The organism is Achromobacter sp. Marseille-Q4954 (genome assembly GCF_943737025.1).
In the GTDB taxonomy this organism is placed as follows: domain Bacteria; phylum Pseudomonadota; class Gammaproteobacteria; order Burkholderiales; family Burkholderiaceae_B; genus Achromobacter; species Achromobacter bronchisepticus_A.
Genome location: NZ_CALSFQ010000005.1, coordinates 120,871 through 133,814 on the forward strand (window position 1 = coordinate 120,871; position 12,944 = coordinate 133,814).

Genomic DNA, 12,944 nt, shown 5'->3' on the forward strand with positions numbered 1-12,944 from the left:
GTGCTACTCCTTGTAGGCGTAGATTTCGTAGCCGTTCTGCTCCACCAGCGCATCGCGCCGCGCGTCGCGCAGATCGCTCTCGACCATTTCCTTGACCAGTTGCGCGAAGGAGGTGCGTGGCGACCATCCCAGCTTTTCGCGCGCCTTGGTCGGATCGCCCAGCAGGGTTTCCACTTCGGTCGGGCGGAAATAGCGCGGGTCCACCCGGACGATCACCTGGCCCGGCTTGATGTCATGGACTGGCGAGAACAGCACGGTGGCGGTCTCTTCCAGCCCTTCGCCTTCCCAGGCCAGCAGGATGCCCAGCTCGCGCGCGGCGGTATTGATGAACTCGCGCACGCTGTATTGCATGCCGGTGGCGATGACGTAGTCCTCGGGCGTGTCCTGCTGCAGCATCAGCCACTGCATTTCGACGTAGTCGCGGGCATGGCCCCAGTCGCGCAGGGCGGACAGATTGCCCAGGTACAGGCATTCCTGCAGGCCGAGCACGATGCGGGCCAGGCCGCGGGTGATCTTGCGCGTGACGAAGGTCTCGCCGCGCTTGGGCGATTCGTGGTTGAACAGGATGCCGTTGCAGGCATACATGCCATAGGCTTCGCGGTAGTTCACGCTGATCCAGTAGGCGTACAGCTTGGCCGCCGCATACGGGCTGCGCGGATAGAACGGCGTGGTTTCCTTTTGCGGCGTCTCTTGCACCAGGCCATACAGCTCGGAGGTGGACGCCTGGTAGAAGCGGGCCTTGTTCTCCAGCTTCAGGATGCGGATGGCTTCCAGGAGGCGCAGGGTGCCCAGGCCGTCGGCGTTGGCCGTGTACTCGGGCTCCTCGAACGAGACGCCGACATGGCTCTGGGCGGCCAGGTTGTAGATCTCGTCGGGCTGCACCGACTGCACGATGCGGATCAGGCTGCAAGAGTCGGTCATATCGCCGTGATGCAGCACGAAATTGCGGGGCTGGTCATGCGGATCCTGGTACAGATGGTCGATCCGCGCGGTATTGAACAGCGAAGCACGCCGCTTGATGCCGTGGACCTCATAGCCCTTGGCCAGCAGAAACTCCGCCAGATAGGCCCCGTCTTGGCCAGTAACGCCGGTAATCAGTGCCCGTTTTGGCATGGTTGTATCCTTAAGACTTAATGACTGCACGAAAGGAGCCGAAGGCTGCGGTACCAATGTGCAATGAGATTACTGTTGCACCAGCCGCGGAGATATCGGCCAAAAGGTCTAATAGTTCAGCCTGTCGATAGGGAAAAAGGGACTGGATTGCTTCATCCAGCGCACCCAGCATTGCGATCGCCACCAGGGCCGTCAGCGCCGGGCGACGGTTGACCGAGAAATAGATCAACGTGGTCAGGAAGGCGTAAGCCGCAAGATGCAGACGCTTGTCGCCAAACGCGTCCGACATCTCGGCGGCCAGGCCCGGCAGGTTGCCCACTGTTACCAGCACGGCGAAGAACAGCCCCGCCAATGGCAGGCAGAGCCGCGCCATGCCTGGCCTGAAAAAGGGCGCCCCTTCGGGTGGCAGCAAGCGTGCGGAGCGCGTGCGGCGTGGGGGCTCCTTCTTTTCATACCCGGCCATACATGTCCTGGAATCTGACGATGTCGTCTTCACCCAGGTAAGCGCCCGATTGCACCTCGATGATCTCCAGCGGGATCTTTCCCGGGTTCTCCAGGCTGTGGATCTCGCCCAGCGGGATGTAGGTCGACTGGTTCTCGGTCAGCAGGTACTGCTTGTCGCCGTTGTAGATGCGCGCCGTGCCCGAAACCACGATCCAGTGCTCCGCGCGGTGATGGTGCATCTGCGAGGACAGGCGCGCGCCGGGCTTCACCGTGATGCGCTTGACCTGGTAGCGCGGACCCTGGCCTACCGAGTCGTAGGATCCCCAGGGCCGCTGCACTTCGCGGTGATGGTTCAGTTCCGAGCGGTGCTGCGTCTTGAAGATCTCGACCAGCCGCTTGACGTCCTGCGAGCGCGACTTGTGCGCCACCAGCACGGCGTCGGCGGTTTCGATCACGACGATGTCGTCCAGGCCCACCGAGGCCACCAGCCGGCTGGTGGAGTGGATCAGGCAGTTGCGCGAATCCTCCACCATGACGTCGCCGGTGGTGGAGTTGCCTTCCACGGTCTTCTGGGCGATGCCCCAGACCGCGTCCCAGGCGCCCACATCGCTCCACGAGGCGGCCAGCGGGATGACCACGGCGCTGTCCGTGCGTTCCATGATGGCGTAGTCCATGGAATCGCTGGGGCACGCTTCGAAGGACGGGCCGTCCAGGTGGAACAGCGAGTTCTCGCCATGCCCGATAGCCACGGCCGCCTGCACCTGCTCCAGCATCTTGGGCGCCAGGCGCGCCATTTCCGACAGGAACACCGAGGCTTGGAAGGCGAACATGCCGCTGTTCCAGTAATAGCCGCCATCTTCGATGAAACGCTGCGCGACCTCGGGAGAGGGTTTTTCAACGAAGCGGCGCACGCGGCGCGCGGGCGCCATCACGCCGGGCTCGTCCGCCTGGATGTAGCCGTAGCCGCTGAGCGGCGCGGTGGGATTGATGCCGAACGTCACCAGCGCACCCTGCAGGGCGGCCTGATAGGCCGCGGCGAAGGCGGCCTGTAGCACCTCGCCGTCTTCCAGCACGTGGTCCGACGGCATGATCAGCATGACCGGGTCCTCGCCGTCGCGCATGGCGCGCAGGGTGGCCGCGGCGATGGCCGGCGCCGTGTTGCGCGCGAAGGGCTCCAGGATCACTTCCACGTCCTTGATGCCCAGTTCCAGCGCCTGCTCCGCCGCGATATAGCGGTGCGCGTCGTTGCAGACCAGGATGGGCCGGGCCTCGGCCCCTGCCGACCCCAGCCGCAGCAGGGTGTTCTGCAACAGGCTGCGGTCATCGGTCAAACGGATGAACTGCTTGGGCAGCAGTTCGCGCGACAGCGGCCACAGGCGCGAGCCTGAACCGCCGCAAAGTATGACTGCCCGGTACGGGGGAGGGGGATTGGTCATGGCGCTCACTCCTTGAAGTAGGCCTGGGTGTAGGGGTGCACGCCGGGATCGGCGGCGAGGGCACGGGCGGGCAGCCAGCGGTAGCTGCGGTGCTGGGCCTGGGGCAGGCTGGAAATGTCCAAAGAAAGCTCGGCCTCATAGGCGAGGACGACGTAATGGGTGGAGCGTCCGGCTTCACCCGCAAAATTGGTGCCGTAAAAGTGCTCGTACACGCCGCGCGGGGTCCAGGCCAGCTCGCTGACCGGGATGCCCAGCTCGTCGCGGGCGATGCGGCGCAGCGCCGCATGCAGGGTTTCGTTCTTGCGGATCCGCCCGCCCGGCACGAACCAGGCGCCCTGGGCCGGGGGATTGGCCCGCAGGCCGGTCAGGTAGCGGCCCGCGGCGTCGCGCAGCAGCAGGTCGATGGAAACCAGCGGCAACATCTCGACCGCCTGGCGGAACTCCGCCTGCGCCAGCACGCCGTCGCGGACCGCGGCCTTGCGTTGCTCGGGCCATCCCAAAGGTTTAGTAGACATTGCGGCCCGTCCATCCCGACAACGCCGTGCGGGCGATGATCTGCAGGTCCATCCTGAACGTCCAGTGCTGGATGTAATAGATGTCGTACTCGACGCGATCGCTCATCTTGCGCAGCGTGTCCGTCTGTCCGCGCAGGCCGTTGACCTGCGCCCAGCCCGTGATGCCCGGCTTGACGCGGTGGCGCATCATGTAGCGTTGCACCAGGTCCTTGTACATTTCGTTGTGCTCCAGGGCGTGCGGACGCGGTCCCACCACCGACATGTCGCCCATGAGCACATTCAGGAACTGCGGCAGTTCGTCCAGGCTGGTGCGCCTGAGGAAGCCGCCGATGCGCGTGACGCGGGCATCGTTGCGGGTGGCCTGGGTGACCACGCCATGCTCCTGATGCACCGTCATGGTGCGGAACTTGTAGACATGGAAGACCTTGCCGTCCACGCCCAGCCGCGGCTGGGTGAAGAACACGGGGCCACGCGAAGTCGCCTTCACCAGGATCGCCACCGTCAGCATCACGGGCGACAGCCCGATCAGCGCGCAGAAGGCGAAGCTGCGGTCGAAGATTTCCTTGGCCCAGCCGCGCACGCCGGCAGCGGGCAGGCTGTTGAGCTGTATGGCGGGCAGGCCCAGGAATTCGCCGATGCGGTGTCCCAGCAGCTGGATCGACATGACATCGGGAATCCAGCGGATATCCACCAGGTCATTGCGCAGGTGATAGAGGACTTCGCGCAGTTCCTGGCCCGCTTCCATCGGCAGCACGATCCAGATCTCGCGGACGTTGTGCTCATGCACGAAGCCATGCAGTCCGTCCAGCTCATGCAGGCGGCGGACTTGCGGCGGCAGGTTCTCATGGGGCTCGGCGTAGATGCCGGCCACTTCGTAGCCCGCGCCGCGGTATTGCTCGACGCGGCGCCACAGGTCATGGCCCAGCGCGCCGAAGCCCACCAGCAGCACGCGCTTGCGGTCCATCCCGCGGTCGCGCGCCGCGCCCAGCACCGCGTAGACCGCAATCCGTAGGCCGGCCAGCGTCAGCGCCGACATGCCAAACCACGTAGCCGCCCATACGCGGGATATCGCCGCGGTCTGGTGCATGAGAAAACTGATGCAGATGCCCAGCGCGAACACCAGCGCCCAGGCCGCCAGGCTGCGCACGACCAGGTCGGTCAGCAGGCGGCCGCGCCACGATACATAGAGGCGGAAGGCCGGGAAGATGGCCACCACGCCCAGGCCGCACAGGTACACAAGGAACAGATGGATCTGCGGAGGATCCGCCAAGGCATCGTCCGAGAATTTCAAGCCGGTGGCAGTCAGGCCGCAGGTGATCACGATCGCGGCATCGAGCAAGCGATAGAGATAGCTTGCTCCGCTGAATCTAGACGACGTGTCCGTTTGGGACGGGTCCATCGCGCACTCCTGTTCGTGGGGAGCCGCCGTGCGGAAGGCAAAAACTGTGCACCGCCGCAAAGCTTGTGGCTACCGACAAAATCTTATTGAGTGCGCAACGCACCCGAAACCTCCAAACGATGTAGGAGAAGGCTTAGGACATCCGTCGAATGTGCGGGCCTAGGAAAAGAGAGTGGAATGTCGCAACCCGTTACGCATCGGGCTCACTCCAAGCAACGAAGTCATTCACAAGTGGATTTGCCATGACGACATTTTTCGGAACGTTGAGCCGAGGCATAGCAGCTATCGCGCTCGTGTCCTCGCTGGGCGCTTGCGCCTTGTCTCCCGGTATGACCTTTGACGCCAATCAGCTTGCGGATCCGTTGGATCCGAACTCCAAGGCGGTAATCAAGGAAATCACGCCCTCGCTGGTGCTTGAAGACCAGCGCGCGCGCCAGGCATTGCTCGACAACGAAGGGGTCGACAAGCTCTATGGCAAGTCCGGGCCGTACCTGATCGGGCCCGGAGACATCCTCTCGATCGTGGTGTGGGATCACCCCGAACTCGTTCTTCCGACGCAAACCTACGCCATCGGGACAGGGGTAACGGAACTAGCCATTGGAGACACCGCCTCGGGCATTCCGGGCTATACGGTTTCATCCACTGGATATATCCAATTTCCCTATGCGGGATTGCTGAAAGTGGCCGGGTTGACGGAACTTCAGGCGCGCAATCTCATAGTGAATAGTTCAAGCAAGTACATCCAGGATCCGCAGATCACCGTACGCGTTCTGGGATATCGCAGCAAGCGTGTTTACGTGGATGGCGAAGTGAAGACGCCGGGCGCAATCGCGATCAACGATATACCGATGACCCTGTTGGAAGCCGTCAACAGGGCCGGAGGCATTCTGCCCACGGGCGATCGCAGCGCGGTCTACGTGATCCGTGACGGACGCCGTACTCGCGTGAACGTGCCTGCGCTGATCGAGCGTGGCCAAGACCTGAATCAGGTGCTGCTGAAGTCGGGCGACATCGTCAGGGTCACGCCGCGCGACGACAGCAAGGTGTTCGTGATGGGCGAGGTGACCTTGCCCACCGCGGCAGTGATGCGTGACGGACGCATGTCGTTGACCGAAGCGCTGGGCTTGGCCGGAGGACCGAACCAGCTGACCTCGAATCCGTCGCAAATATTCGTTGTGCGCAGCACTGAGCAAGCGACGCCGCTGGTGTTCCACCTGAACGCCGGCTCGCCGCAGACTCTTGCGGTGGCGGAGAAGTTCGAGTTGCAACCCAAAGACGTGGTGTTCGTGGATACGGCGGCCCTGGTGCGGTGGAACCGCTTCATCAGCAACCTGTTCCCGAGCGCCCAGACCGTACAGACCGTGAAGTCCATAGATTAGTCCGCCTTAAACCACGCCTGGGGACGCCGCGACCGCGGCGGCGTCTTCTCTTGGAGAGCTGCATGTCGTTGCCCATCGAATCGTTCGAGCCGTCCGTGCCGGCTCGTCAGCAGGAAACTCCGTTGTCGTCCCATGTGGACGCCATCTTTTCCAACCGGTGGATGATCATCGCGATCACTCTGCTTGCATTACTGGGGGCGCTTACCTATGTGATGATCACGCCCAAGGTGTACTCGGCCGACATCATCGTGCAGGTGGAAGAGGAAATGCCGCAGGGGCAGAGCCGCAGCCTGCTCGGCGACGTATCTTCCATGTTCGATACCAAGGCGGAGACCTCGGGCGAAATGGAAGTGCTGCGCTCGCGCATGGTGGTCGGACCCGCCGTCGACAAGTTCCTGCTGTACATCCAGGCCAAGCCGCGCTATTTCCCCGTGATCGGCGAGTGGCTGGCGCAGCGCTACGAAAGCCTGCCGTACCCGTCGAGCCTGCCGCGCGGCGGCTATGCATGGGGCGGCGAAGCCATCGCGATCTCGCAGCTGGACGTGCCCAACGAATGGCTGGGCAAGCCCTTTCGCGTGACCACGCTGGGCGAAGGGCGCTATACGTTGAGCGACAAGTTCACGGGCGCCACCTTCAACGGCACCGTGGGCAAGCCCGAGCATTTCCGGCTGCCTGGGGGCGGCGCGATGGACGTGCATATCGACGCGCTGACGGGACGCCCCGGCACCGAGTTCACGGTGTCGCGCAGTTCGCGCCTGGCGGCCATCGAGGACGTGCAGGCGCGCCTGGGTATTTTCGAGCGCGGCCGCACATCGGGGGTGATCGGCGTCACGCTGGAAGGCAATGATCCGGCGCTGACGACTGCCGTGCTCAACCAGATCGGCCAGGAATACGTGCAGCAGAACGTGAACCGCAAGTCGGCGCAGGCCGAGAAGTCGCTGGTATTCCTTGAACAGCAGCTGCCGGTGCTCAAGGGCGAGCTGGACGCCGCCGAGACCAAGTACAACTCGCTGCGCAACAAGCGCGGCACCATCGACCTGAGCGAAGAAGCCAAGCTGATCCTGGCGCAATCGGTGGACGCGCAGACCAAGGTGATGGAACTGCGCTCCAAGCGCCAGGAAATGATTACCCGCTTCGCGCCGACCCACCCCAGCATCGTGGCGCTGGACCGCCAGATCGCCGGGCTGACCGGGGACGTGAACCGCATCGGCAACAACATCCGCCAACTGCCCGACCTGGAGCAGGACGTGGTGCGCCTGGTGCGCGACGTGCGCGTCAACACCGAGCTCTACACGGCATTGCTCAACAACGCCCAGCAGCTGCGCCTGATACGCGCCGGCAAGGTGGGCAACGTGCGCATCCTGGATTCGGCGGTGCAGCCGGACAAGCCGGTGCGTCCCAAGGCCGCCATCATCATCGGCGTGGCGACCGCCTTCGGCCTGATCTTCGGCATGCTGTGCGCGTTCGTGCGCAATGCGCTGTTCGGCGGCCTGTCCGAACCCGACGACGTCGAACGCCATACCGGCCTGCCCGTGTTGGCCGCCATTCCGTACAGCGACATGCAGGACAAGCTGTGGCGGCGCAGCCGGCGCAAGAACGCCAGCGTGCCGGCGCTGCTGGCCCAGAGCCAGGGCAACGCGCCGCCCATCGAAAGCCTGAGGTCGTTCCGCAACGTGTTGCAGGCGTCGCTGCGCCAGTCGGCCAACAACATGGTCATGTTCACCGGGCCGGTGGCAGGCGTGGGGAAGTCGTTCCTGTCGGCCAACTTCGCTTTCATCCAGGGCGGCGTGGGCAAGCGCGTGCTGCTGATCGACGCTGACTTCCGCAAGGGCCAGCTCAACCGCTATTTCGGCGTGCCCAAGGAAGACGGCCTGTTCGAAGTGCTGTCGGGCACGATACCGCTGACCCAGGTCCGCAAGCACAGCGTGTCCGAGGGCGTGGACTTCATCGCTACCGGCGCGGTGACCTTCGACCCGTCGGAGCTGCTGGCGTCGCCGGTGTTCGGCGAAACCCTGCGTGAACTGGCCTCGCAGTACGACATGGTGATCCTGGACACGGCGCCCGTGCTGTCGTCTCCGGACGCCGCCGTGGTCGGCACGCATGCGGCCGCAGTGATGGTGGTGGTGCGCTCGGGCATGAACACCGTGGGCGAAATCCGCGAGACGGCCAAGCGCCTGATCCAGGCGGGCGCGCCGGTGGACGGCGTGCTCTTCAACGGTCTCAAGCTCATGCCGGAACGCTTTGGCTTCCGGTCCAAGTACGGCAGTTACCGCTACTCCCGTGCGGCGTATTACGGCGATTTCAAACAGAACGGCCCTAAATAACGCCACCCGGAGAAACTGGCATGCACGGAACTTTTGGCTGGGACACGCCGCAAATTCTGGATGCGGTTTTCAAGGCTTACGACATACGCGGCACGGTGCCGGATGAAATCGATGCGAGGTTCGCGCACAGCCTGGGGATGGCGGCGGGTACCCAGGCCCGCGAACAGGGGGCGCGGTCCATCGTGGTGGGGAGGGATGGCAGGCTGAGCAGCGTCGAGCTGGCGGCCGCCTTGCAGGCGGGCCTGCGCTCGGCAGGCATGCACGTCATCGACATCGGCATGGCGACCACGCCGATGGTGTACTTTGCGACGCGCCTGATGGACACGGGCGCGGGCATCGCGGTCACGGGCAGCCACAACCCGCCCGCGCACAACGGCTTCAAGATCGTGCTGGACGGCGCTTCGCTGTATGGCGAGGGCATCACCGCGCTGCGCGATGCGATGCGCTTGCCGATAGAGTCGGCCAGCGCATCGGGCGGGCGCACGCAAATGCAGATCATGCCGTGCTACACCGCGCGCCTGATGGGCGACATCCGCATGGCGCGTCCGATGAAGATTGCGATCGATTGCGGCAATGGCGTGGCCGGCGCCGCGGCGCCGGCGCTGTTCCGCGCCCTGGGCTGCGAAGTGGTCGAGCTGTTCTGCGAGGTCGACGGTTCGTTCCCGGGCCATCACCCGGATCCGGCCGATCCGCAGAACCTGCAGGACCTGATCTATTGCCTGCGCTACTCCGACTGCGAGGTTGGCCTGGCGTTCGACGGCGACGGCGACCGGCTCGGCGTGGTGACCAAGACGGGGCAGATCATCTGGCCCGATCGCCAGCTGATCCTGTTCGCGCGCGACGTGCTGTCGCGCAATCCGGGCGCCGAGATCCTCTATGACGTCAAGTGCAGCCGCCACGTGGCGCGCGCCATTACCGAGGCGGGCGGCAAGGCCACCATGTGGAAGACGGGGCACTCGCTGATCAAGGCCAAGATGCGCGAAACCGGCGCGTTGCTGGCTGGCGAGATGAGCGGCCACATTTTTTTCAAGGAGCGCTGGTACGGCTTTGACGACGGCATCTACGCCGCCGCCCGGCTGCTGGAGATTCTGTCCGGCGCGCCGGACCCCTCGGCCCTGCTGGAAAGTCTGCCGCAGTCCTGCGCCACACCCGAAATCAAGCTGGAAACCGCCGAAGGCGAGCAGTTCGACCTGGTGGAAGCGCTGCGCGCGCAGGGACAGTTTCCCGGCGCGCAGTCCATCAACGACCTGGACGGCATCCGGGTGGACTACGCCGACGGCTTCGGCCTGGCGCGTCCGTCCAACACCACGCCGACGGTGGTATTGCGTTTCGAAGGGGACACGGTGGCCGCATTGGCCCGTATCGAGGAGGATTTCCGCAACGCGTTCCGACGCATTGCCCCTCATGTTCGTTTACCGTTTTAAGGAGCATCACGCGATGGGAAAGGCCAAGTATGCGGTTGAGGCGCTAAGGGCGAATTCGGGCCTGGCGGACAGCCCGGAGTGGCAGGCGTTCGCGCAGGCCGCGCACGGCGCGGAATTGGACGGCGCGGCGCTGAAGGTCATCGAGGCGGCGGGTCTGTGCGTGGACCTGAGCATGCAGCGGCAGTCGCCGGCGCTGGAAGCCGCGGCCATGTCGCTGCTGCAGGCGCGTGGCGTGGCGGATGCGCGCCAGGCATTGTTCGCGGGCGAACCGGTCAACTGGACCGAAGGCAAGCCGGCATGGCATACGGCGCTGCGCGCCGGGCGCACGCGGGAACAGCCCGACGGCCAGGATGCGGACTCCGTCTGCGAGCATTCGCGCATGACGGACTTCGTGCGCCGGGTGGACCAGACGGCCGACTTCAACACGGTGCTGCATATCGGCATCGGCGGCAGCGATTGGGGGCCGCGCCTGGCGGTCCAGGCGTTTGGCGGGGCGCAGCAGCGCCGGCAGATCCGCTTCGTGTCCAACATCGACGGACACGCGTTCCATGATGCGGTGGCCGGGCTGGATCCGCGCCGCTGCCTGGTGGTGGTGTCTTCCAAGTCCTTCACCACCGCCGAGACGTTGCACAACGCGCGCGCGGCCATCGCCTGGCTCAAGCAGGGCGGCGTGGCCGACGTGTCCGAGCACCTGGCCGCGGTCACCGCCAACGTGTCGGCGGCGCGCGCGCTGGGCGTGCCGTCCAGCCAGATATTCAAGATGTGCGACTGGGTCGGCGGGCGCTATTCGGTCTGGTCGGTGGCCGGCCTGTCGATCGCGCTGACGGTGGGCGCTGACGTGCTGATCGGCATGCGGGCGGGCGCCGAGGCCATGGACCAGCATTTCCAGCAGGCGCCGTTCGCGTCGAACGCGCCCATCCAGCTCGCGTTGGCGGGCCTGGTCAACTGCAGCGTGCTGGGCCAGAACTCGCTGAACATCGCGGCCTATAGCGCGCGGCTGCTGCACCTGGTCACCTATCTGCAGCAGCTGGAAATGGAATCGCTGGGCAAACGGGTCGCGGGCGATGGCGCGGCGGTCGGGGTGCCGACGGCTCCCATCATCTGGGGCATGCCAGGCACCGACGGGCAGCACACCTTCTTCCAATGGCTGCATCAGAGCGAAGAGGGCGCGCCGGTGGACTTCATCGCCAGCCTGCAAGGCCACGCGGACAGTCCGGATGCGCACCGCATGCTGTTGGCCAACTGCCTGGCGCAGCGCCAGGCGCTGCTGCGCGGCAAGTGCCTGGAGCAGGCGCTGATGGATGTGGCGCACATCGACGACCAGGAGCGCGCGCTGAGCCTGGCGCAGCACATGGTGCATCCGGGCGGGCGGCCTTCGACCCTGATCGTGCTGCGCCAGCTGGATCCGCGCGGCCTGGGCGCGCTGCTGGCGCTGTACGAGCACAAGGTATTCGTGCAGAGCGTGGTCTGGGGCATCAATCCCTTCGACCAGTGGGGCGTGGAGCTGGGCAAGCGGCTGGCCACCGGCATCGAGCGGGAGCTGGCGGTGCCGGTGTCGGCCGGCGTGGTGGACTGGGGCCATGACGCGTCCACCTCGTACTGGATCGACCGCTACCGCAGCCATGCGCAGGCGCCGCGGCCGCGCCATGCCTGGGTGCCGGGCGTGGCGGCGCATCTGTGAGGGAGACTATGCAGGACCTGCATGTATTGGTGACGGGCGGCGCGGGCTACATCGGCACGCACACGCTGGTGGCGATGCTGGCGGCGGGCCAGCGGCCGCTGGTGCTGGATAACTTCAGCAACGGCAGCCGCGAGGCCGTGCGCCGCGTCGAGAGCCTGTGCGGCGTGGAGATCCCGCTGGTGGAAGGGGACATCCGCAGCCCCGGCCTGGTCGAATCGGTGCTGGCCGAATCGGCGGCGCGCGGCGCGCCGGTGCAGGCGGTCCTGCATCTGGCCGGCAGCAAGGCGGTGGGCGAGTCGGTGGCCGATCCGCTCAAGTACTACGACAACAACGTCGGCGGCTCCGTGACGCTATTGCGCGCCATGCGCGAGGCGGGCGTGGCGCGCATGGTGTTCAGTTCTTCGGCCACTGTCTACGGCGAGCCCCACTTCCTGCCGCTCACCGAGGCGCATCCGCTGGCGCCGACCAACCCCTACGGCCGCACCAAGCTGATGGTGGAGGAAGCGCTGCGTGACGTTTGCGCGGCCGATCCCGCGTTCAGCGCGGTGACGTTGCGCTACTTCAATCCCATCGGGGCGCATCCGAGCGGCCAGATCGGGGAAAGTCCGCGCGACATTCCGAACAATCTGTTCCCCTACATCACCCAGGTGGCGGTGGGGCGCCAGCCGTTCCTGCGGGTGTTCGGCGACGATTACGAGACGGCCGACGGCACGGGCGTGCGCGACTACCTGCACGTGATGGACCTGGCGCAGGGGCATGTGCAGGCGCTGGCCTATTCGGAGCGCCATCCCGGGTTCGTGGCGATCAATCTGGGCACGGGGCAGGGCACCAGCGTGCTGGAGCTGGTGCATGCGTTCGAGCGGGTCAACGGCTGCCGGATTCCCGTGCGCTCGCAAGCCAGGCGTCCCGGCGACGTCGAGAAAATGTGGACCGATCCTGCGCTGGCGGCATCTTTGTTCGGCTGGCGCAGCACGCATGACGTGGACGCGATGTGTGCGGACGGCTGGCGCTGGCAGCAGGGCAACCCACAGGGCTACGAACAGGACACAGGGACATAACCCCTGCGCCGTATCGGATGGATTCCGCGAAACCGGCGCGAGCGGTTACAGTTGACGGAAATATTGCGAAGCAGCATTGCCCGGCGGCCTGGCCGCCGCGGCCGTGCACCGTCAACGAGGCGCACCCATGTTTGAATTCAATCCCTCTACCGGCTTCCTGCAGGAGCCGCA

Annotated in this window: 10 protein-coding genes; 5 read left to right on the plus strand and 5 right to left on the minus strand. The window is 65.4% G+C overall.

Annotation, left to right across the window (positions count from 1 at the left end):
• Positions 1 to 3: 3 nt before the first annotated feature.
• The 5 genes from gmd to NGK62_RS31540 all read right to left on the minus strand — a co-directional run bounded on the left by gmd (position 4) and on the right by NGK62_RS31540 (position 4,907).
• Positions 4 to 1,113 (minus strand): GDP-mannose 4,6-dehydratase, encoded by a 1,110-nt coding sequence (gmd, locus tag NGK62_RS31520; protein ID WP_013395110.1) that lies wholly within the window; start codon positions 1,111 to 1,113, stop codon positions 4 to 6.
• A gap of 10 nt (positions 1,114 to 1,123) precedes the next feature.
• Entirely contained in the window at positions 1,124 to 1,486 is a 363-nt protein-coding gene (locus NGK62_RS31525; RefSeq protein WP_059372186.1) for a VanZ family protein, read from the minus strand.
• 76 nt (positions 1,487 to 1,562) lie between these two features.
• Complete coding sequence (locus NGK62_RS31530; RefSeq protein ID WP_059372188.1) at positions 1,563 to 2,993, minus strand: mannose-1-phosphate guanylyltransferase/mannose-6-phosphate isomerase; 1,431 nt, start codon at positions 2,991 to 2,993, stop codon at positions 1,563 to 1,565.
• 5 nt (positions 2,994 to 2,998) lie between these two features.
• Complete coding sequence (locus tag NGK62_RS31535; protein WP_059372823.1) at positions 2,999 to 3,451, minus strand: GDP-mannose mannosyl hydrolase; 453 nt, start codon at positions 3,449 to 3,451, stop codon at positions 2,999 to 3,001.
• Positions 3,452 to 3,497: 46 nt separating this feature from the next.
• Positions 3,498 to 4,907: an undecaprenyl-phosphate glucose phosphotransferase gene (locus tag NGK62_RS31540; protein ID WP_059372189.1), complete on the minus strand. Its 1,410-nt coding sequence runs from the start codon at positions 4,905 to 4,907 to the stop codon at positions 3,498 to 3,500.
• A gap of 242 nt (positions 4,908 to 5,149) precedes the next feature.
• On the opposite strand from NGK62_RS31540, the gene NGK62_RS31545 reads away from it, so the two are divergent.
• The 5 genes from NGK62_RS31545 to galE all read left to right on the plus strand — a co-directional run bounded on the left by NGK62_RS31545 (position 5,150) and on the right by galE (position 12,773).
• The gene (locus NGK62_RS31545; RefSeq protein ID WP_059372191.1) at positions 5,150 to 6,286 is read left to right on the plus strand and encodes a polysaccharide biosynthesis/export family protein; all 1,137 of its coding nucleotides are present in this window, start codon (positions 5,150 to 5,152) and stop codon (positions 6,284 to 6,286) included.
• 62 nt (positions 6,287 to 6,348) lie between these two features.
• Positions 6,349 to 8,610 (plus strand): GNVR domain-containing protein, encoded by a 2,262-nt coding sequence (locus NGK62_RS31550; RefSeq protein ID WP_059372194.1) that lies wholly within the window; start codon positions 6,349 to 6,351, stop codon positions 8,608 to 8,610.
• 20 nt (positions 8,611 to 8,630) lie between these two features.
• Complete coding sequence (locus NGK62_RS31555; protein ID WP_059372196.1) at positions 8,631 to 10,034, plus strand: phosphomannomutase/phosphoglucomutase; 1,404 nt, start codon at positions 8,631 to 8,633, stop codon at positions 10,032 to 10,034.
• Positions 10,035 to 10,047: 13 nt separating this feature from the next.
• The gene (pgi, locus tag NGK62_RS31560; RefSeq protein ID WP_059372198.1) at positions 10,048 to 11,715 is read left to right on the plus strand and encodes a glucose-6-phosphate isomerase; all 1,668 of its coding nucleotides are present in this window, start codon (positions 10,048 to 10,050) and stop codon (positions 11,713 to 11,715) included.
• Positions 11,716 to 11,723: 8 nt separating this feature from the next.
• Positions 11,724 to 12,773, plus strand: a complete 1,050-nt coding sequence (gene galE / locus NGK62_RS31565; RefSeq protein WP_251882012.1) for a UDP-glucose 4-epimerase GalE — start codon at positions 11,724 to 11,726, stop codon at positions 12,771 to 12,773.
• The last annotated feature ends 171 nt before the right edge of the window (positions 12,774 to 12,944 follow it).

What these genes read in the sequence shown, in the direction of transcription:
- gmd (WP_013395110.1), bottom strand. Translation starts at nt 1,113, where the DNA reads ATGCCAAAACGGGCACTGATTACCGGCGTTACTGGCCAAGACGGGGCC.
- NGK62_RS31525 (WP_059372186.1), bottom strand. Translation starts at nt 1,486, where the DNA reads ATGGCGCGGCTCTGCCTGCCATTGGCGGGGCTGTTCTTCGCCGTGCTG.
- NGK62_RS31530 (WP_059372188.1), bottom strand. Translation starts at nt 2,993, where the DNA reads ATGACCAATCCCCCTCCCCCGTACCGGGCAGTCATACTTTGCGGCGGT.
- NGK62_RS31540 (WP_059372189.1), bottom strand. Translation starts at nt 4,907, where the DNA reads ATGGACCCGTCCCAAACGGACACGTCGTCTAGATTCAGCGGAGCAAGC.
- NGK62_RS31545 (WP_059372191.1), top strand. Translation starts at nt 5,150, where the DNA reads ATGACGACATTTTTCGGAACGTTGAGCCGAGGCATAGCAGCTATCGCG.
- NGK62_RS31550 (WP_059372194.1), top strand. Translation starts at nt 6,349, where the DNA reads ATGTCGTTGCCCATCGAATCGTTCGAGCCGTCCGTGCCGGCTCGTCAG.
- NGK62_RS31555 (WP_059372196.1), top strand. Translation starts at nt 8,631, where the DNA reads ATGCACGGAACTTTTGGCTGGGACACGCCGCAAATTCTGGATGCGGTT.
- pgi (WP_059372198.1), top strand. Translation starts at nt 10,048, where the DNA reads ATGGGAAAGGCCAAGTATGCGGTTGAGGCGCTAAGGGCGAATTCGGGC.
- galE (WP_251882012.1), top strand. Translation starts at nt 11,724, where the DNA reads ATGCAGGACCTGCATGTATTGGTGACGGGCGGCGCGGGCTACATCGGC.